Below are 22,141 nucleotides of genomic sequence, written 5' to 3'. Positions count from 1 at the left end.
ACCGACTTCTATTGCTGATGGATAAGCACACTTTCTTGCCATTGACGAGGTAGACGTCGCGCTGACTTTTCCCATGCAGAGAAGTTCGTCACTGGGCGCACATTGCTGTATTGGTCATTGGCGATCAATTTGTCTTGAATCGACTGAGGTAAGGTGACATTGGTACGAATCGGACGAGCATACCCCTCAGCAAGATTAATTTGCCCTTGGTCACTAAAAATGTACTCACGCGCCAACTTCGCCGCGTTGGGATTTTTCGCGTACTTATTGATAATGGTGGTGTAACCAGAAATCACGGAGCCATCTTGAGGAATATTTACTGTGAAACGCTCACGATCAATTTTGTCGCGGTAATTCAGCGCATTGAAGTCCCACATAATAGCCACTTCAATTTCACCTTTTTCCAAGTTCGCAATGCTTGGGTTGGTGAACGATAAGCGTCCCTGCTTGGCCAGTTTTGCAAAGAAATCGATCGCAGGTTTTAGGTTGGATTCATCACCGCCATTGGCAAATGAAGCCGCTAAGACAGCATTGTTTGCCTGAGACGCAACGCCGACATCGCCAACTGTGACCTTGTAGTCCCCTTCAAGTAGGTCCTGCCACGATGTTGGTGCATCTTTCACCAAGTTATTGTTGGCGATAAACGCGATCGTGCCGGTATAAGCCAACGCCCAGTGACCCTCTTTGTCTTTTGCCCAGTCAGGAATATCATCCCAAGTACTCGGCTTATAGGGCTGGGTGACGCCCTTTTTCACCGCTACACGCGCAAATGCAAAGCCGACGTCACCAATATCCGCGGTGGCATTTTTCTTCTCAGCTTCAAATTTGGCAATTTCTTGTGCCGAGCTCATGTCAGTGTCTTGGTGGGTTAACCCATAATTTGCCTTTAAATCCGCCCACGTGTCTTTCCAATTCGCCCAACTGTCGGGCATACCTACGCTGTAAACTGCGCCTTCTTGCTGGGCAGCCTTGGTCAAAGATTCAAGGTTGGTCTCTTTCGCCACCGTCGGAAACGCCAGTGTTGCGGCGATCAGTGCTGCTGGCACCATACGCTTCGCCGGTAAAGCAACGGAACGACTTAGCAAAGTTTTCATTGTCTCCATCCTTCTGGACTAGGTCAGTAAGTTCACTTTGAATGCTAGGGCGAGAATATGACGATTAGGCATCAGTAGATTGACATTTCCGCTTACATTTCATGTCAGTTTTATTGCAAGCACCCTATGTCCAAGCAACTGATAGCTGTCATATTTCTGTTAACTCTGTGACTTATCTTGCGGGGATACTCTTTACTGGACTAGATCACTAATGAGCGTGACGACAACTCGCCAATACGGTACGCAACTGACATACATCAAGCAGAATCTGCGAGAGCAAATCCAAGCAGGTGTGATACATCAAGGACAGAAACTCCCTTCAGAACGCGAACTCAGTGAGCTCTACGGCACCACGCGTATTACGGTCAAAGACGCCTTGGTTTCACTGGAGACTGAAGGGCTGATTTATCGCGAAGAACGGCGAGGTTGGTATGTATCGCCCGAGCGAATTGTCTATAACCCTTTATCTCGGACCCACTTCCACCAAATGATCCGCGAACAAGATCGCAGCGCGGATACTCGATTACTCAGAGTGCGCAACGAAGTCGCATCTAGCGAATATGCTCGTGCACTGGACGCAGGCTCTATGTTGCCCATTCATATCATTGAGCGGTTACGTTATATCGATGGTCGCGCGGTACTGTTTGTCGAGAATGTGCTTAAAGCCGCTTTGTTTGAAGGTATCTTAACTGAGGATTTAACCCAGTCACTGACGGGGATTTACCGAGACAAATATCACTACGAAACGAAACGCTCGCGGTTTGAAGTCATCCCCACCTCAGCCCCCGCTCACGTTGCCAAAGCATTGAACCTTGCCAACGGGCAACCCATCCTCAAAATCTGCCGAATCAACTACAAGCAAGATGGTGAGCTGATGGATTGCGAATTTGAATATTGGCGACCTGACGCGGTGGTGATCCGTATCGACAGTGTCGACCCCACTGTTCTATAGTCGGCCTTGTCGGTTCGATCTCAATGTGACGGGAATAAAGCCTTAGGACTGACATAAACTCAGTAAGTTGCGTAAACTATGAGGCAAGGCGATCGGGTTGCGGGTCGCCTTCGTATCGACTGGCATCGACGCTAAAGGAATCACCGTGTTATGCGCTTACTCGCTCCCCTTCTGATTGTTCTATCGATGAGCTTACTGACCGCTTGTGAGCCAGCCGATCCAGCTAAAGCCATGATGGCCGACTACCAACAACGCCTCGGAAATGTGTTGGATGCTGAACCCTCTCCCCTTAGCCTACCGGCACTACCTTCTTTACCTCGTAAACGGGAGCTGATACAGCCCATCGCCGATCTCCGTTTAGGGTTACTCGATGCCTATGAACTGCGCCAATGCGGGCTGTTTAATTTAATTGCCGAGCGTAATTCCTCACTGGGAAAAGTCGCCGATCGCTTTCGTCAGCTTGATTACGAACTCAGTTTTATCCGTGTCGCTAAGCAATGCCTGCCACAGGTGAAAGATGACAGCATCCAAACCGCGCTCAATGACGCCATCGTAAGCAAAACCCAGCAACTTCCCGCCGTTATCTGGAATACGCTGATTGATAGCAGCGCCTGGCAAGCACAGTGGTCATTACCGATTCACACCTTACCGGTTGAACTTCCCGCGCATAGCAATGCGGTCAGCGCGATGACACAATTCGGCCGCTTGGTTCAACAGCCATCGTCGACTCATGAAAGCATTCTTGAGTGGCAAGAAAGTATTGAAAAACAACCGATTTTAGGCGCATTATTCGTCAGTCTGACAGCGCATACGGATTGGCTTAATCAAACCAGCCAGTTGATTGCCGACAATCAATCCAAAGTGCTGTGTGGTGAAAATTTTGATACCACCCGCCTCGAGCGACTAAAAACCGTGTTTTACAAATATTATGTTGGTGAAGTGCAACCTTATTTGGCGCGCGTCGACGGCTTGTATCGTGATGTGTCACCAACATTAAACCAACTTGCCTCCTTAGAAACGCCTCCACCTTTTTCTGCGTATAAATCCGCCTACTGGCAAGGCGAGGCATACACGGCATATAAACAAGCCATTCGTCATCATGCCGATGTGTGGCAACAGCTGTTCCAACGCTGTAACGTGACTTTGGCGAGTAAGTGTCCGGCTTTCACGCCGCGATCATTAAGAAAAATGGTGAAAAACCATCAATTTGACCACCAAATCGCCAAACAGACGTCAATGTGCAAAAAAGTGCGCTCAAGCGCTTGCGTGACACAGATGAACTCGCTACTATTCATCCCGCTTTCAAGCACTGTGCGTCCGTAGCTCAGCTGGTTAGAGTATCGCCTTGACATGGCGGGGGTCGGTGGTTCGAGTCCACTCGGACGCACCACTTTGCTTGAAACACTAAATTATGCGTCTGTAACTCAGTTGGTTAGAGTGTCACCTTGACATGGTGGAAGTCGGTGGTTCGAGTCCACTCAGACGCACCACATTTTGAAATTCGCGTCCGTAGCTCAGTTGGTTAGAGTACCGCCTTGACATGGCGGGGGTCGGCAGTTCGAGTCTGCCCGGACGCACCATTTCCAGAGAGCCTGCTTTTAAGCAGGCTTTTTTGTTTTACGCAAAGACCGCTACTCGTTCCTTAAAGCGAGGCAGGCACAAACACCCACCCCATTTGTTCATGCTTGTTCGTTTTACGCTACGGCGCTATCCGCTGCTAACACAAACTTTTCAATCGCTTTGGCCACACCGTGCTCATCATTGCTCTCGGTAATGTAATCCGCGATTTGCTTGGTTGCTTCCATAGCATTCGCCATCGCAATGCCAAGGCCTGCGTATTCCAACATTGCGTGATCGTTTTCAGCATCGCCCATGCAAATCACTTCATCAGGTTGAATGCCTAGATGCGCTGCAATGGCAGCTACCCCCGCCCCTTTATTACTAGCAGGGTTTAAAAACTCGAGGAAGAAAGGCGCACTTTGCACTACCGTAAATTCCTCGCGTAGCGCGGATGGTAACGCACTGATCACTTCGTTTAACTTGCTTGGGTCTGCCACCATCAACACTTTGATAATCGGATGATCATCGCTTAGGGTCTCGAAATCCATCACGGTAATATCTAGGCCGTTGATCTTGCCTTCAATCTCGGTATACGGATTCTGTGCTGGTGTAATCAAACCGTGCTCAGTACTAAATGCATGCACATAAGCACCCAGTGCCTCGGCATGCTGAGCCAGCGCTTTGGCGGCTTTTCCGTCAAGCCCTTTTTGCAAGATCACCTCATCGGTCCCTACGTTTTTCACCATCGAGCCGTTGTAATACAGCACAAAGTCTTTATCCGACCCGATTCCCAGTTCGTCTAGCTTAGGCTGCATGCCCTCAAGCGGCCGACCAGACGCCAATACCACAGTCACGCCTTTCTCACGCGCGCGGGCAATGGCTTGTTTATTCTCAGCAGATATTGCTTTCTCGCTGTTTAACAAGGTGCCGTCCATATCTAGGGCGATTAATTTGTACATCGTTTACTCACTTCAACATCAAAATAAAATCAGAAACTGTCCCAGAACTGCAAACTAAACGCCGTGCCTACAACAACATATCGTCTTCAATCGCAATAAAGCGATCGACACTGTTCACCAAGGAATTAGCCGTTAGGGAAGGCACACCAAGCACGATCGCTTCAGTGTGATAGCGCGCGCGGATTTTGTTCATCAGCAAGTCAAAATCTCCGTCTCCTGATAACAGCACCACGGTATCAACCTCGGGCGCGGATTCCATCACATCAATGGCAATCCCCACATCCCAATCCCCTTTGGTGCTGCCATCAGCACGTTGAATATAGGGTTTTAGCTTGACGGTAAAGCCAATGTGGCGCAGGGCATCTTGAAATTTGATTTGCTGATCGTCATCGCGGCGAATGGCATAGGCATACGCAGTTACCACCTCCCCCATATCATTGAGGGTTTGCCATAACTGGCGATAGTTAAACTGACGTCCGTAGGCTTGACGTGTGGTGTAGTAGATATTTTGAACGTCGACAAAAACCGCGATTTTTTTCAAGTCAGGCTCACAGTCGGTGGGAGAATTGAAGCCAGAGAGGATACCACATCACACGACCGTGAAGATAATCACAAGCGCGGCCGCATCTAGCAAAAACAAAAAAGCCGCTGACAACAGCGGCTCTCACGAGGGTTAGTATCATTAACTCAACCCAATAATATTACCTTCATCATCGAGGTCGAGATTCATAAACGCCGGTTTTTCCGGTAGGCCGGGCATAGTCATCACGTTGCCGCATAAGGCATAGACAAATCCGGCACCCGCGCATAATTTCAACTCGCGGATCGGTACATCAAAGCCTTTGGGAGCACCTTTTATCGCACCATCGGTTGAAATAGACAGCGGCGTTTTCGCCAAACAGACTGCCAAACCGTCATACCCTTGCGCTTTAAATTGTTGCAGTTGCTGTTTCGCGGTCTCACTTAACGTCACGCTTCCCGCGCCATAACCAACTTCCGCAACCGCCATCAACTTTTCTTCCAAGCTTTGCTGGGCATGATACAAGGGCGAGAATGATGCGTTGGTTTCACATTGCGCGACCACTTGCTTCGCCAGTTCACGCGTACCCTCGCCACCTTGGGCAAAGCCTTCACTGATCGCTACTCGCACCTTGTTGGGCAGTGCTTCAATCATCGCCTTGAGTGTCGCAAGCTCCGCATCACTGTCTTGTGGAAAGCGATTAATCGCCACCACCGCCGGCACACCATATTGAGTCACGTTATTGATATGCCATTTGAGGTTTTCGAACCCTGCTGCTAATGCTTCATCATCATCCGCAAAGAGCGCGTCGGGCATAGGCTGACCAGGCTGTAAATTGTAGTGACCCGAGTTGGCTTTTAAGCCGCGCAATGTCGCCACAATCACTGCACAGTCTGGCGCTTTACCGGATGCTTGCGCTTTGATATTGCAGGCTTTTTCAAACCCCATGTCCGAGCCAAAACCGCCTTCCGTGACGGTATAATCACCCAACTTTAGCGCAATGTTATCGGCGATAATCGACGAATTGCCATGGGCAATATTCGCAAACGGACCAGCGTGAATCAGTGTAGGCACGCCTTCTAGGGTTTGCATCAAGGTGGGTTCAACCGCTTCTTTCATACTGACCGCCATCGCGCCAGCCACTTGCAAATCTTCGGTGGTGATCGGCTCACCAGTATGGCTATAAGCCAACACGATACGGCCGATGCGCTGACGCAAATCGCGAAGATCGCTCGCCAACGCCAGAATCGCCATTAGCTCAGAGGCAGCCGAGATATCAAACCCGCCCTCACGCTCGTAGCCGTTGATGGTTTTACCCGGCTCGTTTTTACCCACAGTCACCATGCGCAAGGCGCGATCGTTATGATCCATCACCCGCTTCCACACCACGCGACTTGGGTCAATTTTTAACGCTTTTAAGCCACTGCGCGCCTCAAAATCGTCATAACCTCGACGTTGCTCGTGATAGATTCGCGCATCAATAGCCGCAGCAGCCAAGTTGTGCGCCGCGGTCACCGCATGAATATCTCCCGTCAGGTGGAGGTTAAGCTCCTCCATCGGAGCCACTTGCGAATAACCACCGCCAGCTGCGCCACCTTTCACACCAAATACGGGCCCCATCGAAGGCTGACGAATACAGGCCGTTACAGAATGATTCAGCTTAGCCAAGCCTTGCGCCAGACCAATGGTGGTGACGGTTTTGCCCTCACCCAAGGGTGTGGGAGTGATGGCGGTGACCAGGACTAACTTTCCCGTTCGCTTGGGGGCAAGACGCTTTAAGCAATCGAGAGAGATTTTGGCTTTATAGCTACCTTGCGTTTTAAACTCTGAGTCAAGGAGGCCAGCTTGCTTGGCAATGGCAGATATGGGGGCGAGTGTGGTGTTACGACAGATCTCGACATCAGGCAGCATGAAACCCTCTCAATAGCGCACAATATGTTATAAGCAAACGTTTGCGTCAGCATAATACCGCTAAAATAGCTATTGTAAAGCGAAAGGACGCTTGCGGTAAGCGTCCTTTATGACTTTTTATCCCGTGTGCCGAGAATAATGATCATGCTATTGAATTAGGCGACTTTAAATTGCCCCACCAAGGTATCAAGATCTTGACCAAGCGAGCTCAGCTCTTCCGCCGCGTGTGACGATGCCTCACTTGAGGTCAACAGGCTAGCGACAATGTCGCGAATCGATACCAGATTACGATGAATATCTTCCGTGACCGTAGTTTGCTCTGACGCCGCACTGGCAATTTGCGAGGTCATATCGTTTACTTGCGAGAACGCCGCGCTCACTGAGGTGATTCGCTCGCCAATTTGCGCTGAAATCGTTGCCATGCTTTGGCACTCTTGATCGCTGTCGGCAATGGTTTTCACGGCACTATCCACATGCACATGCAGACCATCAAGCATGTCACGGATCTCATGGGTGCTGGTTTGAGTGCGACTGGCTAAAGTCCGCACTTCATCGGCCACCACCGCAAAGCCTCTGCCCTGCTCGCCCGCACGGGCGGCTTCAATCGCCGCATTTAGCGCCAGCAGATTGGTTTGCTCCGCAATTTCACCAATCACAGACAGTACTGAGGTAATTTTATCCGACTGAGCTTTAAGCTGATCCACTTGCTGACTCGACTCGCTCATTTTCGCCACCAGCCGCTCAACCGACGCGATAGATTCATGCACTTGGGTTTGCGCGTTTTGCGCATCTTGGGTGGCAGACGTAGCCGCATCGGCAACCTGCGTGGTGTTTTGTGCCACTTCTTGCGCAGCAGAGCTCATCTCTGTCACCGCGGTCACCACTTGCTCGGTTTCGTTATCGTGAGTTTGTAAGTGCTGGGCCACCGTTGCGGTCTGCCGCGCCATATCGCAGGCAGTGCTATTCACTTGCGCGGTGACCTGAGCGACTCGCTGAATGGTTTGCTGCAGCTTTTCTACAAAGCGGTTAAACGCATAACCAAGTTGCGCTATCTCATCATGGCCWTGCACGTGCAAGCGCTGGGTAAGATCACCCTCACCACTGGCAATATCATTAAGCTTATCGAGCATGTTTTTCACCGGTTCACCAATACGCTGCGCAAACCAGCTCACTAGCAACACCGTAATAATCACCGTGCCCAACCCAAGCAAGGTTAAACGCCATATTTGAACATCCAGTGCTTGCTCTGCTTCACTGCGATAAGCGGCTACCTCTCGCTCGATATCATCGATATAGGCACCGGTACCCAGCAACCATCGTCCGTTATTGATCATTACCGCATAGCCAATTTTCTCAATCAGCTGGTCAGCGCCGGGCTTGTCAAACATAAAATTGAAAAAGCCATCGCCTCGCTGTGCGGCCTCAAGCAGGCCCTGAATAACCTTGTTGCCTTTAGGATCGGTAAAATTAATCAGGTTTTTCCCTTCAAGGGCTGGTTTAACAGGGTGAAACACATTAATCCCCTGTTTGTTGTAGATAAAAAAGTAACCCGCTTCGCCAAATTTCACATCAGTAAGCGCCGTTTTAAGCGCCGCCAGACGTGCCTCACTGGCACCGGGGTTGATGCGTTTGACAATGTTCTCCGCCACCTGAGTCACTTCTTCGAGTTGTTTTTTACGCTCGTTGACTAATTTTTCCCGAAACGTGGCAATGTTCTCTTCTATTAATGTCCGCTCGTTATGTGCCGTGATCGCACTCAAAATCAATATCGAAGCAATAAGCGGCACAATGGCAAGCAGCAGTATTTTTGTTTTAAACATCAGCTTCATTAGCATTTACCCTACAGACTAATTTTGTAAGCAAATGCTACTACTTAGCTAGACAGGATAAAATATAACCAGCTGTTTTCTATGAACTAAACAACACTCAATTAGCGAAGCTGTGATACTGGTTGAAGTGTCATGTAACTGGTAGGCATCGTGTCATGTCGTGGCGTGGGTGTGATTTTTCATCCCATGATTATCTGTGGAGAGAGGAATATAGGATCAATTATCGAGCGCACTATGACTTCGCTCTGTGTTAATGACTCTATTTTTACGGTCTAGATATGCACCGACCTTAGAAGTCATGATGGTGATAAACGTTATCACGCCAGAGTGAATACCTGCTTTGTACTCGCTGAAACCCCAGTATTCGTAGTTTGAAAACAGCTTTGTGGTCCCGAAACTGACTAGAAAAGGAAGAACAACAAAGAGTATTAAGCTTTTAAGTGTTTTTAGTAATAGTGACTTCATTTTTATTTTTATCACGCTTCTATAAAAGACTCTCATCCATGCTTATAACGATTACGTCACTTCCACGCAGGAGTGGGGAGCTAAGCACGTACAAGTTGGCAATTATCCGGTGAGTTGCGCCTTAAAATCAATAGCTTGTAATTACCACCAAACCATTACCCTGCTTTTGCCGTATCTTTAATGGTTAACAAGGAGACGGTGATGAAAAGTAGCAAGGTTCCTCATGGGCGGTATTCTCGTTTAGGAGCTCTGGCTTCCCTAGCGGGGCGTGTGGCGTCGAATGTGGCGTGGGAAGGTGCGAAGCAGTTTGCACAAGGCAATCGGCCGAGCCGTAAAGATTTGGTGATGTCGCCGACTAATATTGCTCATGTAGCGGATAAACTGGCGGATTTGCGCGGCGCGGCAATGAAGGTCGGTCAGTTACTGTCAATGGATGCGGGAGATTTGATCCCACCCGAGCTCAGTGATTTATTGGCTCGATTACGCAATCATGCCACGCCTATGCCATCTACCCAGCTTAACCAAGTACTCACCGAGCAGTGGGGGCCCGAATGGAAGCAAGCTTTTACCCACTTTCGGTTTTCGCCCATCGCGTCAGCGTCGATAGGCCAAGTGCACGAAGCCTATACCGATGCCGGTGAAAAAGTAGCGGTAAAGGTGCAATACCCGCGCATCAAAGACAGCATTGATAGCGATGTGGATAATGTGATCACCCTACTGCGCTTAAGTGGCCTGATCCCCAAAGAAGCGAATTACCAAGCCTTACTCGATGAAGCGAAGCAACAGCTGCATGATGAAGCCGATTATCGTAAAGAAGCGAATGCCATGATGCGCTTTAACGAGCGGCTGAATGCTCATACGGATTTGGTAGTGCCCACTGTCCATTCAACCTTAACCACAGATCGCGTGTTGACCATGGATTATATGGCGGGAGAGCCGATTGAAACCCTAACAAAAGCCGAGCCTGCAGTGCGTCATCGTGCGGTGAGCCAACTCTTCACCCTACTCTTTGAAGAGGTGTTTGTGTTTGGGGAAGTGCAAACGGATCCTAACTTCGCCAATTATTTATACCAACCAGAAAGCGGCCGTATCGTCTTGCTCGATTTTGGTGCCACTCGTCAGTACACCTCACGATTTACTGAGGGCTACCGTAAGCTGTTCTTAGCTGCCATTGAAAAGGATGACCCCGGCATTGACGCAGCGCTGACTCAGATTGGCTTTTTTGCCGAGGCGATCTTACCGGAGCAAAAAGCCAGTGTACTTGAGCTTGTGAACACCGCCTGTGAGCCAATAGCGACGGATGCACCCTTTAATTTTGGTCAAGCCGATCTAGCCACCCGTTTACGTAACCGTGGGATGGCGCTGAGTATGGAGCAAGGCTATTGGCACACACCACCGGCGGATGCGCTATTTTTGCATCGTAAAATTGCGGGGCTATATTTGCTGGCTGCAAAATTGGATGTCACTTTAAATGTGCGAGCCCTGCTAATGCCTTACCTCACGGCAGAGCGCGTAAAAACAGCCTAATCATGCAAGCGAATTAACCATTGTCTCGCAGCGCTTCACAGTAGGCGACTAAGTCTTCGGCCACCCAATGAGAGGCCACACTGCGTGCGGTAATAGCGGCATCGATCCGACCCGTGTTGACGACCTCAAACCAGTGGGTCAACATGGCTTCAAACCCTTTACTGGCCTGCATGCCTGTCCAGTCAGGGAGAGACAATTGCGCGACTTGATTGTCTTGCATACGCTCACCGCGCGTAAATCCATCAAAGAAGTAGCACTCGTTACGATAGGCTGCGGCAATGGTTTCCTTGGTGGCGCCGTATTGGCGATTCATACTGGCTTCAAATAAGCTATTCTCGCGATGCCAACGAATATCTAAACGCGCGAGCAGTCCTTCATCAAACTGGGCAAACACATCCAAATCATCAATGTTCATGTCACCGTGCAGGTTAATACTGTCAAGCGGGTGAATAAAGTCATCGAAAATAAACCGACGGGGCGCATCTGGCAGCGCATGACGATGCTTTTCCCACCGTAACGATAACAATGGCGAGCCGAGTTCATCTTCTGGGCGCTGGCCGTTTAAATGGGCGTTTAACAACGGCAAATAACGGCGATTAAATCCTGCAAACAAAGGCGTATTATGCTTTTCTGCAAGGTTAAAGAGGGCTTCAACATCCGCCCCCGATTGGGCCACCGGTTTGTCGACAAACACGGGAATACCTGCGGCTAAGAACGGACGCACCAACGCCGGATGAGCATGAGTGGCTGCATGAATCATCACCCCATCCACGTTCAGCGCTAACACTTCTTCAACATTGGCTGCTGTGTGCGCTACCCGATACTGCTGCGCCAATTTCGCGAGTGTATCGGCTTGGCGGCTACACAAGACCCAGTCGAGATCGGGCCAGGTTGCAAGTAGTGGCAGGTATGCCTTTTGGGCGATGTCACCCAACCCTATTGAGGCAATTCTCATGTTTTCTCCTTACCGCACGCGACTTACGTTGAGGCTGGAAGTCGCTAGTAGAAATCAGTAACCTAGCAGCATTCTACAGAGTGTGACGAATTATGAATATTATTATCTCTTGGCTTGCCCAAGGCGGTGCTTGGCTAACCCCTTGGTTAAACGAAATCGCCATTGCGGTCACCGCATCTTTATTGGTGGTGTTTGGTAACGACATTAACCGTACCCTGCGTCGTTTACTGACCGGCCACAACTTTTTTGTCCGCACCTTAGTGTTTATCGGCATCAATGCATTTGGCTACGGCGCATTTATTGTGGCAGTGTCTCCTTGGCTCGCCACGAAAATGCGCGCCTGGCCTGATCAATGGCTAATGTGCGCCGTGGTAGGTATCTTTGTGTTTGTTGGCTATTGGGCGCAACGTCAACGACAGATCTAATCCTAGACCCAATTCGCTGTTTAAAACATCGGCATCCATACTTACTGATCAATCTGGATGTCGATTCTCGGCGTATTGGCGAGAAAAAGGAGATCAACATGCAACGCGGACTGATGTGGTTTCGCCACGACCTTCGAATTCATGACAACCCTGCGCTCGCCAATCTTGCTTCGAGCTGTGACGAACTTACCTGTGTGTTTGTCATTGATCCGCGCTGGTCACGCGCGGATCACTTCCAAAGTAAACACCTCGGCCCTCAGCGCGAAGCGTTTTTGTGGCAAAGCCTTATCGAACTTCATCGTGCGCTCGATGTCATGGGACAAAAGCTCATCATTAGAACAGGCACACCTTTGGAAGTGCTTGCCGACCTGTGTACCCAACACCAGATTGATGTTATTGGCGTCACCGATCACCCAGGCCCCTTTGAGCGCCAGCAAATAGATACCCTTGTTAGCCGGTTTCCACAGCGTGTGGTGGTGTCTGATGCACATACGCTGTTTAGTCAGCATCAGTTACCCTTTGATTTACCCGATATTCCTGCCACCTTTACGCAATTTAGAAAAGCGGTCGAAAAGCGCGACATTCCGCCACGTTTGCCGCTTGCGGTGCCAGAGTCCTTACCGCGCCCTATCGATGGCATAGTTACCGAGCCCGCGCCTTTATCGGATCGCCGTATTGCCCCTTATCAAGGTGGAGAGATTGCTGGTCGCGCGCAACTGAATCATTACTTGTGGGATACCCATCGTATTCAACGCTACAAAGAGACGCGAAATGGTTTGGATGGTTGGGATTTTTCATCCCGCTTATCCGCATGGCTAGCCAATGGTTGTTTGTCTGTGCGTTGGGTCGCTGCAGAGCTGGACCGTTATGAGCGCAATGTGGAGAAAAATGAGTCCACCTATTGGCTCTATTTTGAGCTCCTATGGCGGGAATATTTCCAGTGGATGTTGTATCACTACGGAGCGCGCTTTTTCCGCTTTAAGGGCATTGCCGATAAACGTCCGCTCACTACGTTTTATGCCGAAGCCTTTATGGCATGGCGTGAAGGCAATACCGATTTTCCGATCGTCAACGCTGCCATGCGCCAGCTAAAACACACAGGCTGGATGTCGAACCGGAGTCGTCAATTAGTCGCGAGCTGCTTGGTGAATGAGCTAGGTGTGGACTGGCGTTACGGCGCTGCTTACTTTGAGCAACAACTGATTGATTTCGATGTCGCCGCTAACTATGGTAATTGGCAATACCTCGCCGGTGTCGGTGCAGATCCTCGCGGCAGTCGTCGGTTTAATCTCGACAAGCAAACTGCACAATACGACCCTGAAGGAACGTTTATTGCTCGCTGGCTCGCCGATGAGGTTCCGTCACATTAGCGTTAGGGTTCAACTTGTGCGGCAGGTTCGGAAGCAGGCTGGTAGCTGTCGATAATGGCGATCACTTTATCGCTCACCCGACGAGAAAAAAGCAATGCAATGTGGGTGAGCGGAAAGATATCATGACTGCTCATGCCTTCGATTTTAGTTTCTTCGACCAGCACAGTGCCGTCGCAAACTTGGTTCTTTATCAGCAGCGATACTGGGCCCCACGGGCAATTTCCGGCAATACTGTGCAAAGGCGGTAATCCCTGCCAGGGCATCACCTCATCGGGCAATAAAATAGATTGGCTCCGTTGGAACAGCCAGCCGCCCCACCCTAAATCCTCAAATACTTTGGCCAGTGTTGCGCCTTGATGGGGGGTGCCGAGGGTAATCACCGCGTGCACCGCATCAGCAGGGTTATCGTCTAGTTGCGCACTCTGCTCCAAATAGCGGCGAATAATCAGCCCGCCCATCGAGTGGCCGATTAAAATCGTGGGCTGATGATCAATAAACGCATTGATGCGACGAGCAATTTGCTCAAAGTCCGGATCTAGGGTGTTATAAGAAAGGTTGAGCACCTCATGTCCTTGCTTTTCTAGGCGTTCACTTAGCGGGATCAAAAACACACCGTGCATGTACAGCCCATGAAGTGTCACTATTTTCATCCCATCTCCTTATTAAACCCTTACCGCTCATCATGTTGGTGATAGATGAGGGGTAACATGCCAGATAGTTCGCGCGCATTTACCATACCAAGCATAAGGTGCTACTGCATGAATTCGTGACCCAAAAAAAACGCCTCACGTTGAAAACGCGAGGCGCTTAACAGACTGTTCTTGGCCTATCGGCTTAGAAAATCAAATGTGCGACACCCGCGATCACCGGTAAGGTCACCAAGGTACGCAAAATAAAGATCACAAACAGTTCCCAGATTTTGACTGGAATTTTACTGCCTAGCAGCAAAGCACCAACTTCTGACATGTAAATCAGCTGGGTGACAGACATCGCTGCAATCACAAAGCGGGTCATTTCGTTGTCAATTTCCGCGGCAAGAATGGCAGGGATAAACATATCCGCAAAACCAATCACCATAGTTTCTGATGCTTTGACCGCCTCGGGAATATGCAGTAGCTCAAGCAAAGGAACAAACGGTGCACCCAGTACGTTAAAGATACTGGTGTACTCAGCCACCATCAATGCCGCTGTACCAATCGCCATCACAACAGGGAGTACGCCCAGCACCATATCAACCGCGTTTTGAGCCCCTTCTTTGAGCACGCTGTTCACCGAGCGAATTTTTTCAGCACGGTTAAGCGCGCACTGTAAGCCGTAGCTCAGCGTGGTATGGCCTTCAGGTAACACTTCTTCGTTCGATTGGCGGGTTGAGCCGTCAATCAACTCGTCTTTTTTCCAGCAAAGCGGCGGAAGACGAGGAACGATAATCGCTGCAGCAATCCCCGCCAGACACACTGCTAAATAGAACCAAGTAAACATGTGCATCAAGTCAACTTGGGCAATCACAACCAAGCTAAAGCTAATCGATACCGCAGAGAAGGTGGTGCCGACAACCGCAGCTTCACGCTGTGTGTAAAAACCTTGCTCGTATTGCTTGCTCGTCATCAAGATACCGACACTGCCGTCGCCTAACCAAGATGCCGCACAGTCAACCGCCGAGCGGCCAGGCAAGCCAAATAATGGACGCATCACTTTAGTGAAAACGGCGCCTAACATTTCCAGCAGGCCAAAACTGGTCAGCAATGGCAACAGCAATCCGGCAAAAATAAACACAGAAAGCAGGATAGGCAGCAAATCATTAAGCACGAACGCGCCAGTGAGCTCACCCATGATAAGTTCAGACCCGTAACCGAAGAAGGTCATGGCAACAAATACACCACCGATCACACGGGTGGCTAGCCAAATCGGTGAAACATTGAATAGGCCGTTGAGAAAACCGTGGCGAGTAATAAAGCGGGGTTTTGTTAGCGTAACAATCAATGAGGTGACCGCACTGAAAACCACCAATGCGGTGACCACAGCAGTTGCCGAGCCGCCCAATAAATCAAGAACGCTTCCGGCCATGACCGCAATGGGAATAGTGACACCATCGCCGAAGTTTACCGGCGTCATAAAGAGAAGTAAGCCAAGAAGCGATGGGATGGCGAACATCAGAATATTTCTCATCGAAGGCACCGTCGTCGAGAGAGAGTCAGTTTTTTGCATACGTCTGAATCCTGAATTTTTATTTGTATCACCGTGACAAAACGACGAATTGTCGATTAATTATTCACTCACAGTGACTATCTGCAATCGAGATTACCGAATCATGCATGCGATGTAAATGTTTATTTAGTCATAAATACTGAATAAATACATCTGTAGAGCACAACTACCACGGCTCAATTGCGTTTTATAGTTCATCAAACCTTCATTTGTGAAAAGTTTGTTACACTATTTTATTGACCAAGATCAGATTCCGTTAGCAACTTGTAGGGTATAAGGTGGGCCAGCTCACAGATTATCGTAACCACGTTTTTGGATAACGAGCTGATATACACTGCGTATTGGTCCTGCTAACCGATTTTAAAGTCAATACGTGCATATTCTTTGATCAACCAGTCACCAAAGTCATTGAGGAGCATCATAACAGCACGTTTTTTTACAGGTTTGCGATCTAGCAGGATAAAAAGTCGCTCAATTGCTTGTTGTTTAGCAGGATAATGCTTAATAAACAACTCTGCACAGTCAGGTAGTGATTCCGTCCACGTCCCTTCTTTATGCAATACCAAACCAAACGCACCACGAATTAAGGTATCGGCAATGCGCTGTGCTGCAGTCAGTTGCGTATTCCATGTCGTGGCCGCTTGTATTTTATGCTTGGCACGTGCGAGTTTACCGCTCAAATCGGGATTCATCGCTTTCGCCACTTCCCAACTCGCCTCGAAATGGCCAAAACTCTCGGAAAGATCTTGGCCATACAGGCACATTGCACGATGTTTAAAAAAGAAGCCCCAGTGAAAGATTTCGGCCAAATCACGAACTTGTGACACTGTCACTGTGTCGATATGACAGCCATCGATGACTTTGCTATGACTGGTTTTAATTCGCCACAATAAGGTATTCATGGCACTGGATTGGTCAAGCGTTAGTGGTTGGTGGCATACCACGGTTAAATGCAGGACAGACTCCCCCACTATCGCACGACGCCAGACAATATCGCCGCTCACGTAGACACTGTGAAGCCGCTTACCGATCAAAGCACGAAGCTGTTTGATCGCTTTGACCATGACAGGGATAAATTCGGGTTGTAACGGCGAGCGCCGATCCGGCTCTGGTAAATAAGCCGTTTGAGATTGCAACTGAGTCACGACTTTCACACAAGGTTGAATGCGTGCGCTATTGTTGGTCATCTGCATGGACAAATCAACGCTCTACCACCGAATCTCACCCTGTATCAACGCGCTTGCTTAAATTGAGTACAGGCGTTTGCGTAAAGTTAAGCATAATCCTTGCCAGCTGTCGCGTTGGATAATTGACGGGCTGAGAATTCGTAACCACCGTGGTATAGTCCGAGCACGCCCAGAACGAATAGAGAACACCCAATGACGCAATCAGCGCTAATGAGCTTGGATGAGATCCTCGAAACCGCCTTTGAGATCTTCGCGGAGATGGCACCAGATAATTTGGAGTATGACGATTTGGCGGCATACGAATCCCATTTTGAGGAAGACGGCGGCGCCATCGTGGTTGAAGTCGGCAGCGATTGGCCTGAGCATGTCGGGCCTGACATCAACCTCGCCCACTGTGCGGAAGTACAAATTGGGATGGCAAAAGAAGGCGCCTTGGCCGATGTGTTTGTGCGTATGCTACTCAGCCGTGATCCGGAAGAAAAATTCTGTCACTTACTATGGAAACGCAGCCCCACACAACTGCACTGATGGCAGACCTCACGTCTATGATTGACGTGGCAGCTCGCCTTTCTCGACCGCTATGGTCAGGATGAGAAATTAAAAACGGCAGCCCATGCTGCCGTTTGCATTTGTATCCTTAGTGGACTGGTGCCGAGGTGGGATCGTCCCCGTGTTGGTCCGCACGATAACTCATCATTAAGCCAATGCTCGCGAGTATGCCGAGAGCAAGCATCATTGAGCCCAGAGAAAGTTGACTCGCGACACCTAATCGACTGGCCGCTAGCGTCACAAGACCCGCAAGCAGGTTTTGAGCGCCCCCCAAGATAGCACCGGCTGTGCCCGCATGATAAGGAAATGGGCTCAGTGCCCCCGTGCTGGCCGCTGGGAATAACACGCCTGCACCGGCAAAATACACACAACCGCCACCAATTAAGCTATACACAGAAATCTCGCCCATTAGTCCTGATACAACAAGGATCCCTGCTCCCATTAATGCCATTACGCTACCCAGCGTCAATGTCGCGTAGTAGCCTATGGTATCGGCAAAGCGGCTAGATAGGCCCGATCCCACTAAATAGGCAGGCAGTGGCGCGACAAAAAGGACACTGATCAGCGTCGGTGATAATTGTAATCCATCAGACATAATCACCCCAGCGGCCGCTTCAAAGACCGACACGCCCGAGAAGACCGTAATCAAACACAATAGGTAACCTCGAAAACGCCGCGAGCTCATGACATGGCGGTAACGACCGATAAAATTACCGGGCTGACGAGCCTCTTGCGGTAACGTTTCGGTAAAACGCAGCGCCATCACTGCATAGACCACGATCGCTAGCAGCAGCAAGAAAAAGTAACTCGCCCGCCAGTTCAACACCTCGGTAAGGTATCCTCCTAATAAAGGCGCCATTAATGGTGAGAAAATAAGCCCCATACTCACCAAACTGTTGGCACGGTGCAACTTCGCGCCAGAGAAACAATCTCGGGTTAAGGTTCGCGCCATGGCGCCACCACAGCCAATCCCAGCGCCTTGCACCACACTACCCACTAAAAACCACGAATAGGAATGTGCTAACAGCGTGATCCCTGTCCCGACCAAGAATAAGGCAAGCCCGGCCAAAATAACGGGCTTACGCCCAATGCGGTCGGAGATGGGGCCATAAATAAACTGAGACAGCCCGTACGGGATCAAGTAGCACGCCATCACCGCCTGCAATAGCGCCGGTGATACCGAGAAATCTGCGGCCATCGCTGCAATCGATGGAACATACATGGTTTGAGTCATTTGACCCACCGCAGCCAGCATTACAATGAGCAGCAACAACTTACCCATAGGCATTGCCGAAGACATTCCTACACTCCTAAAAATGAATTATGCGAAATAATGATTTGATAAGTGGATGTTGCAAAGCTTTACGCTAGAAACACGAAAAACATCACAACCAAAGACAGCGCGATAATAGGCCTGAGCAGTGAGGAAAGCAATGGGCGATGAGTCGCCGCAACACGATTCTTTATCATAGTTGAGATTAGTTTTTATAATCTCAAATCCAGCGTCTGACGTGTGCCCGATATTCAGCAAATGCGTCAGGCCAATGCGCAGCGAGTCGCCGCTCTTCAGAGAAGATAAAGGTCATTGACAGGTAGGCCATATAGGCGGGAACCAAGCCCCAACACCAAAGAGAGTTAAAGTAGAATCCAGCGCTAACGATGAGCAATACCAAAGCGAGATACATCGGATTGCGCGTATAGGCATAAATGCCGGTTGTAACCAGGGCTGATGGCTCTTTGATTGGATCAACGGTGGTGTGATGACGATGAAATGCCCATTTCGCCGCCACCAGCAATCCAATGGCGAGCGTAAGAGGAAATACAGCCCAATATGGCGAACCTAATGTGAACGGAAAAGAAAAATAGTGGTTGAGCAACACACCGAAGCCCACGGTAAGTAACATCGCAATGGGCGGCAAAGGTGGGAAAATATACTGCCAAAATTGCGTTTTCATGACTCGTCCTTGAGTGAAAGCTTATATATCGCGCCGCACTGTATCGAAAAAGGGCAGTGACTGTCACTGCCCTTCCGTAAAGTTTGCGACTAAGCACAACTCACTACCACTTAGTCTTGCTCGATATTCAGACGATGTTTGCCATACTCAATTTTAGCTTTTAAATAATTGCGATTACCTTCTTTGAGGTGCGCTTTGGTGCCAATCACTTCTTTGAGGTCAATACCGGCAGCTTGGAGTTCTTCAATTTTTTTCGGGTTGTTGGTCACTAACCGAATGCGATGAATGTCCAAGGCTTTTAGCATTTGTGCGGCTTCAGTAAAGTCACGTAAATCGTCCGCAAAGCCAAGATGGTTATTGGCTTCGTAAGTAGTCATGCCTTGGCTTTGCAGCTCATAAGCATCAAGCTTATTGTATAGGCCAATTCCACGCCCTTCTTGACGAAGATAGAGGATAATCCCGCCATTTTCACCCATCTTTTGGATCGTTTCTTCGAGCTGCTCACCACAATCACACCGTGATGAATGGAATACATCGCCCGTTAAGCACTCAGAATGCATTCGCACTAGGGGAGTTTGATCGGTCACGTCCGCTTGTTTAAAAATAAGCGCAACGTGCTCCTGTCCAGACGCTAGTCCTTCAAAAGATAGAATTTCGGCAGGGATATGGCTCCCTACTCCAACGTTCAGAGGCACCCGAGCCCTTACTTTTACCATTAGAATTTGTCTCTTACTACTGACACCCGAATCAGGGCGTTAACATTACTACAGCGTTACCAGGATGCCAATTAGAAAATGTTATATTATAACATTTCCCACCCAAGTAATGGCTACCTCTATTGTAAACGCCGGACAACCTCTGCTGGATTACCTGCCACTATGGAAAAGGGTTCGATATCTGTATCCACCACCGATCCCGCCTCAATCACCACACCTTCACCAATCGCAACGCCTGCTTTGATCACACTGTTGCCTTCGATAATGACGTTATTGCCGACAATCACGCTTTGTGAGGTTTCACACTCTCCACGAGCAATGTCGAGCGGGAGTACGCGATGGCGCGTGGTATAGATACCCACATTGGGACCGATGCTGACATTATGCCCAATCCGAACATGGGCCCCATCAAGCATGGTGCAATTAGGTCCAATACTGACGTTATCGCCGATTTCGATATTCATTCCGTAGTGACAAAAAAACGGCGCATCAATATCCACATTGGATCCAATCCCTGCAAACAACTTGGTCGTTACTATCGCAAGGTTATCGGTGTCTTCAGGATCGATACGATTAAACTGTTGGCATAAGCGGCGCGCAGCATAGCGAAATAAGGTTAATTCCTCATCGGCTGGGGAATACGGTAACCCCCGCTGCATTTTTTCAAACTCCGTCATCGCCTATCCTTGGTGTGGTAACGCTATTGAGTTGGGCTCAAAAGCCTCACTTTTAACGGTTGATATGGTATTGAGAGCATCGCCGTATTGCGCCATAAACTGATTGCCAAGCGATAAGCCCAGTTGATAGTCCGCATCGAGTTGCTCAGGCTTGCTCAATAATGCACTGCTTTGTAGCGGTGCGCTCGGCGCGATTTGTAACACCTGTGCACGAGGTGGTGGCTCGGCTAAAAACTGTAATTCGTTTTGATAGCTTTGATAGTGCGTAGTGAGCATTTTGAGCATCTCGCTGCTCAGCGGTTTACCCGATAACGACTGCAACCGATAAATCGTGTCACCGCCAAAGAGCCAGCGTCCGCCGTTTTGCATCGCTTTTTCTCTCATTCCATCGCGAACACGACTCACCCATTGCTCACGGCTAGATTTGTAGCGTTCGGAGAGTTCGGCTAACTGCTTGTTCAACTCCTTTTGAAAGGTTTCAAATCGGGTTAGACGGTACTTAAATTCAAAATTAGAGAGATAGTCAGAAATCTTAAAATGCGGCTTTTTGGCTTCAAACTTGGTCCGTAATGTATCCAAAAAATGGCTCTGATCTTCTGGGCCGCCTTTGTCTTGCTCCAACGCCGGCTCAGTGCGAATCACTACAATAATATCCGCCCCACGGGCGAAGGCTTCTTTCGCCGGCACCGCGGCACTCACGCCACCGTCAACATAGCGCTTACCATTAATGCAAACAGGATGCGGATAAAGCAAAGGGATGGCACAGGTTGCTTTGAGTGCATCTGGCCAAGTGTCATCGGTAATCGAGAAAAAGGCCGGTTTCAGGGTATCAACCTCAGTCACGCACGCGTAGGCCTCTCTTCCGTTCAAGTGTAGCTTCGCTGTTTCAATGTCCAGCGCAGCCTCATGACCCGGCAATGCCGTACTAAGCGCCCAATCTAAATCCATATGGTGTTGGCGGCGCACGTACTTCATCAGGTGGAAAAAGCGCTCTTGCGTGGTGAGCTCAGTGATAAACCGATGCCCGTAGCGATGCTGCTGGCATACATACGCCGTCAAGTTGAGTGCGCCGGCAGACGTCCCTAAATAAAGTTGAAATGGATCAAATCGGACATTAAGAAATGCATCAAGCACGCCTGCGGTAAAAATCCCGCGTTGCCCGCCTCCCTGCAGTACCAGCGCGATACGCTGTGGCCGGGTAAAATGGCGCGGAGCAATTGGCATTGCCGTACCGGGAGAGTTGTCTGTCAAAGCTTGCTTACTTCTTAACACTTTCGCCCCTTAT

General features: G+C 49.4%; 20 protein-coding genes and 3 tRNA genes. 9 read left to right on the top strand and 14 right to left on the bottom strand.

Translation table 11 applies throughout. The features are described 5' to 3' along the window. Positions 1-8: 8 nt before the first annotated feature. Entirely contained in the window at positions 9-1,094 is a 1,086-nt protein-coding gene (locus tag BZG84_RS05315) for an ABC transporter substrate-binding protein (protein ID WP_077480541.1), read from the bottom strand. 211 nt (positions 1,095-1,305) lie between these two features. Between BZG84_RS05315 and BZG84_RS05310 the strand changes: the two genes are divergently transcribed. From BZG84_RS05310 to BZG84_RS05290, 5 genes are all read left to right on the top strand, one after another. Continuing rightward, positions 1,306-2,046 (top strand): UTRA domain-containing protein, encoded by a 741-nt coding sequence (locus BZG84_RS05310; protein WP_077480543.1) that lies wholly within the window; start codon positions 1,306-1,308, stop codon positions 2,044-2,046. A 150-nt stretch (positions 2,047-2,196) separates the two neighbouring features. Then, on the top strand, positions 2,197-3,369 hold the full coding sequence (locus BZG84_RS05305) for a DUF3080 domain-containing protein (RefSeq protein WP_077678018.1): 1,173 nt from the start codon (positions 2,197-2,199) through the stop codon (positions 3,367-3,369). Next, positions 3,360-3,436 (top strand) — tRNA-Val (locus tag BZG84_RS05300). The genes BZG84_RS05305 and BZG84_RS05300 overlap by 10 nt, the downstream gene beginning before the upstream one ends. A 23-nt stretch (positions 3,437-3,459) precedes the next feature. Further along, positions 3,460-3,536, top strand: a tRNA-Val gene (locus tag BZG84_RS05295). A 13-nt stretch (positions 3,537-3,549) separates the two neighbouring features. Beyond that, positions 3,550-3,626 (top strand) — tRNA-Val (locus tag BZG84_RS05290). Between the two features lie 114 nt (positions 3,627-3,740). Here the strand turns inward: BZG84_RS05290 and BZG84_RS05285 are convergent. The 4 genes from BZG84_RS05285 to BZG84_RS05270 form a co-directional block, all read right to left on the bottom strand. Continuing rightward, positions 3,741-4,565: a Cof-type HAD-IIB family hydrolase gene (locus BZG84_RS05285; RefSeq protein ID WP_077480547.1), complete on the bottom strand. Its 825-nt coding sequence runs from the start codon at positions 4,563-4,565 to the stop codon at positions 3,741-3,743. A gap of 67 nt (positions 4,566-4,632) precedes the next feature. Then, a complete protein-coding gene (locus BZG84_RS05280; protein WP_077480549.1) occupies positions 4,633-5,106 on the bottom strand; it encodes an NYN domain-containing protein in 474 nt (157 codons plus the stop codon). Positions 5,107-5,247: 141 nt separating this feature from the next. After that, complete coding sequence (locus tag BZG84_RS05275) at positions 5,248-6,996, bottom strand: formate--tetrahydrofolate ligase (protein ID WP_077480551.1); 1,749 nt, start codon at positions 6,994-6,996, stop codon at positions 5,248-5,250. 155 nt (positions 6,997-7,151) lie between these two features. After that, positions 7,152-8,825: a methyl-accepting chemotaxis protein gene (locus tag BZG84_RS05270; protein ID WP_198536713.1), complete on the bottom strand. Its 1,674-nt coding sequence runs from the start codon at positions 8,823-8,825 to the stop codon at positions 7,152-7,154. A gap of 666 nt (positions 8,826-9,491) precedes the next feature. On the opposite strand from BZG84_RS05270, the gene BZG84_RS05260 reads away from it, so the two are divergent. Continuing rightward, positions 9,492-10,817 carry an ABC1 kinase family protein gene (locus tag BZG84_RS05260; RefSeq protein WP_198536712.1) on the top strand — a complete coding sequence of 442 codons (1,326 nt, stop codon included), beginning with the start codon at positions 9,492-9,494 and terminating at the stop codon, positions 10,815-10,817. A 13-nt stretch (positions 10,818-10,830) separates the two neighbouring features. Here the strand turns inward: BZG84_RS05260 and BZG84_RS05255 are convergent, their stop codons facing one another. Further along, on the bottom strand, positions 10,831-11,772 hold the full coding sequence (locus BZG84_RS05255; protein WP_077678016.1) for a Gfo/Idh/MocA family protein: 942 nt from the start codon (positions 11,770-11,772) through the stop codon (positions 10,831-10,833). Between the two features lie 92 nt (positions 11,773-11,864). Here BZG84_RS05255 and BZG84_RS05250 point away from each other — a divergent pair, with 92 nt between their 5' ends. Both BZG84_RS05250 and BZG84_RS05245 read left to right on the top strand, forming a co-directional pair. Further along, positions 11,865-12,197 carry a DUF3392 domain-containing protein gene (locus BZG84_RS05250; protein ID WP_077479366.1) on the top strand — a complete coding sequence of 111 codons (333 nt, stop codon included), beginning with the start codon at positions 11,865-11,867 and terminating at the stop codon, positions 12,195-12,197. 98 nt (positions 12,198-12,295) lie between these two features. After that, positions 12,296-13,567, top strand: a complete 1,272-nt coding sequence (locus tag BZG84_RS05245) for a DASH family cryptochrome (protein ID WP_077663127.1) — start codon at positions 12,296-12,298, stop codon at positions 13,565-13,567. Positions 13,568-13,569: 2 nt separating this feature from the next. Here the strand turns inward: BZG84_RS05245 and BZG84_RS05240 are convergent, their stop codons facing one another. From BZG84_RS05240 to BZG84_RS05230, 3 genes are all read right to left on the bottom strand, one after another. Further along, positions 13,570-14,217, bottom strand: a complete 648-nt coding sequence (locus BZG84_RS05240; RefSeq protein ID WP_077479364.1) for an esterase/lipase family protein — start codon at positions 14,215-14,217, stop codon at positions 13,570-13,572. A 184-nt stretch (positions 14,218-14,401) separates the two neighbouring features. Further along, positions 14,402-15,772 (bottom strand): YjiH family protein, encoded by a 1,371-nt coding sequence (locus tag BZG84_RS05235; protein WP_235608149.1) that lies wholly within the window; start codon positions 15,770-15,772, stop codon positions 14,402-14,404. A 350-nt stretch (positions 15,773-16,122) separates the two neighbouring features. Next, positions 16,123-16,965: a hypothetical protein gene (locus BZG84_RS05230; RefSeq protein WP_241825755.1), complete on the bottom strand. Its 843-nt coding sequence runs from the start codon at positions 16,963-16,965 to the stop codon at positions 16,123-16,125. Positions 16,966-17,151: 186 nt separating this feature from the next. Between BZG84_RS05230 and BZG84_RS05225 the strand changes: the two genes are divergently transcribed. Continuing rightward, complete coding sequence (locus BZG84_RS05225; protein ID WP_077479363.1) at positions 17,152-17,487, top strand: DUF440 family protein; 336 nt, start codon at positions 17,152-17,154, stop codon at positions 17,485-17,487. 109 nt (positions 17,488-17,596) lie between these two features. Here BZG84_RS05225 and emrD read toward each other — a convergent pair whose 3' ends face one another. From emrD to BZG84_RS05200, 5 genes are all read right to left on the bottom strand, one after another. Beyond that, positions 17,597-18,808, bottom strand: a complete 1,212-nt coding sequence (emrD, locus tag BZG84_RS05220) for a multidrug efflux MFS transporter EmrD (protein WP_077678015.1) — start codon at positions 18,806-18,808, stop codon at positions 17,597-17,599. A gap of 193 nt (positions 18,809-19,001) precedes the next feature. Then, positions 19,002-19,463, bottom strand: coding sequence for a methyltransferase family protein (locus BZG84_RS05215; protein WP_077479361.1), 462 nt, complete (start codon positions 19,461-19,463; stop codon positions 19,002-19,004). 110 nt (positions 19,464-19,573) lie between these two features. Then, positions 19,574-20,179: a GTP cyclohydrolase II gene (locus tag BZG84_RS05210; RefSeq protein WP_077479360.1), complete on the bottom strand. Its 606-nt coding sequence runs from the start codon at positions 20,177-20,179 to the stop codon at positions 19,574-19,576. A 119-nt stretch (positions 20,180-20,298) separates the two neighbouring features. Next, positions 20,299-20,856, bottom strand: a complete 558-nt coding sequence (locus BZG84_RS05205; protein ID WP_077479359.1) for a sugar O-acetyltransferase — start codon at positions 20,854-20,856, stop codon at positions 20,299-20,301. A gap of 3 nt (positions 20,857-20,859) precedes the next feature. Next, positions 20,860-22,128 carry a patatin-like phospholipase family protein gene (locus BZG84_RS05200; protein WP_241825754.1) on the bottom strand — a complete coding sequence of 423 codons (1,269 nt, stop codon included), beginning with the start codon at positions 22,126-22,128 and terminating at the stop codon, positions 20,860-20,862. Between the last annotated feature and the right edge of the window lie 13 nt (positions 22,129-22,141).

This window comes from Salinivibrio sp. PR932, assembly GCF_001996125.1.
Taxonomy (GTDB): domain Bacteria; phylum Pseudomonadota; class Gammaproteobacteria; order Enterobacterales; family Vibrionaceae; genus Salinivibrio; species Salinivibrio proteolyticus.
This window is presented reverse-complemented; position numbering and strand designations above follow the sequence as displayed.

What these genes read in the sequence shown, in the direction of transcription:
- BZG84_RS05305 (WP_077678018.1), top strand. Translation starts at nt 2,197, where the DNA reads ATGCGCTTACTCGCTCCCCTTCTGATTGTTCTATCGATGAGCTTACTG.
- BZG84_RS05310 (WP_077480543.1), top strand. Translation starts at nt 1,306, where the DNA reads ATGAGCGTGACGACAACTCGCCAATACGGTACGCAACTGACATACATC.
- BZG84_RS05225 (WP_077479363.1), top strand. Translation starts at nt 17,152, where the DNA reads ATGACGCAATCAGCGCTAATGAGCTTGGATGAGATCCTCGAAACCGCC.
- BZG84_RS05215 (WP_077479361.1), bottom strand. Translation starts at nt 19,463, where the DNA reads ATGAAAACGCAATTTTGGCAGTATATTTTCCCACCTTTGCCGCCCATT.
- BZG84_RS05275 (WP_077480551.1), bottom strand. Translation starts at nt 6,996, where the DNA reads ATGCTGCCTGATGTCGAGATCTGTCGTAACACCACACTCGCCCCCATA.
- BZG84_RS05240 (WP_077479364.1), bottom strand. Translation starts at nt 14,217, where the DNA reads ATGAAAATAGTGACACTTCATGGGCTGTACATGCACGGTGTGTTTTTG.
- BZG84_RS05235 (WP_235608149.1), bottom strand. Translation starts at nt 15,772, where the DNA reads ATGCAAAAAACTGACTCTCTCTCGACGACGGTGCCTTCGATGAGAAAT.
- BZG84_RS05260 (WP_198536712.1), top strand. Translation starts at nt 9,492, where the DNA reads ATGAAAAGTAGCAAGGTTCCTCATGGGCGGTATTCTCGTTTAGGAGCT.
- BZG84_RS05205 (WP_077479359.1), bottom strand. Translation starts at nt 20,856, where the DNA reads ATGACGGAGTTTGAAAAAATGCAGCGGGGGTTACCGTATTCCCCAGCC.
- BZG84_RS05255 (WP_077678016.1), bottom strand. Translation starts at nt 11,772, where the DNA reads ATGAGAATTGCCTCAATAGGGTTGGGTGACATCGCCCAAAAGGCATAC.
- BZG84_RS05245 (WP_077663127.1), top strand. Translation starts at nt 12,296, where the DNA reads ATGCAACGCGGACTGATGTGGTTTCGCCACGACCTTCGAATTCATGAC.
- BZG84_RS05315 (WP_077480541.1), bottom strand. Translation starts at nt 1,094, where the DNA reads ATGAAAACTTTGCTAAGTCGTTCCGTTGCTTTACCGGCGAAGCGTATG.
- emrD (WP_077678015.1), bottom strand. Translation starts at nt 18,808, where the DNA reads ATGTCTTCGGCAATGCCTATGGGTAAGTTGTTGCTGCTCATTGTAATG.
- BZG84_RS05230 (WP_241825755.1), bottom strand. Translation starts at nt 16,965, where the DNA reads ATGCAGATGACCAACAATAGCGCACGCATTCAACCTTGTGTGAAAGTC.
- BZG84_RS05285 (WP_077480547.1), bottom strand. Translation starts at nt 4,565, where the DNA reads ATGTACAAATTAATCGCCCTAGATATGGACGGCACCTTGTTAAACAGC.
- BZG84_RS05210 (WP_077479360.1), bottom strand. Translation starts at nt 20,179, where the DNA reads ATGGTAAAAGTAAGGGCTCGGGTGCCTCTGAACGTTGGAGTAGGGAGC.
- BZG84_RS05250 (WP_077479366.1), top strand. Translation starts at nt 11,865, where the DNA reads ATGAATATTATTATCTCTTGGCTTGCCCAAGGCGGTGCTTGGCTAACC.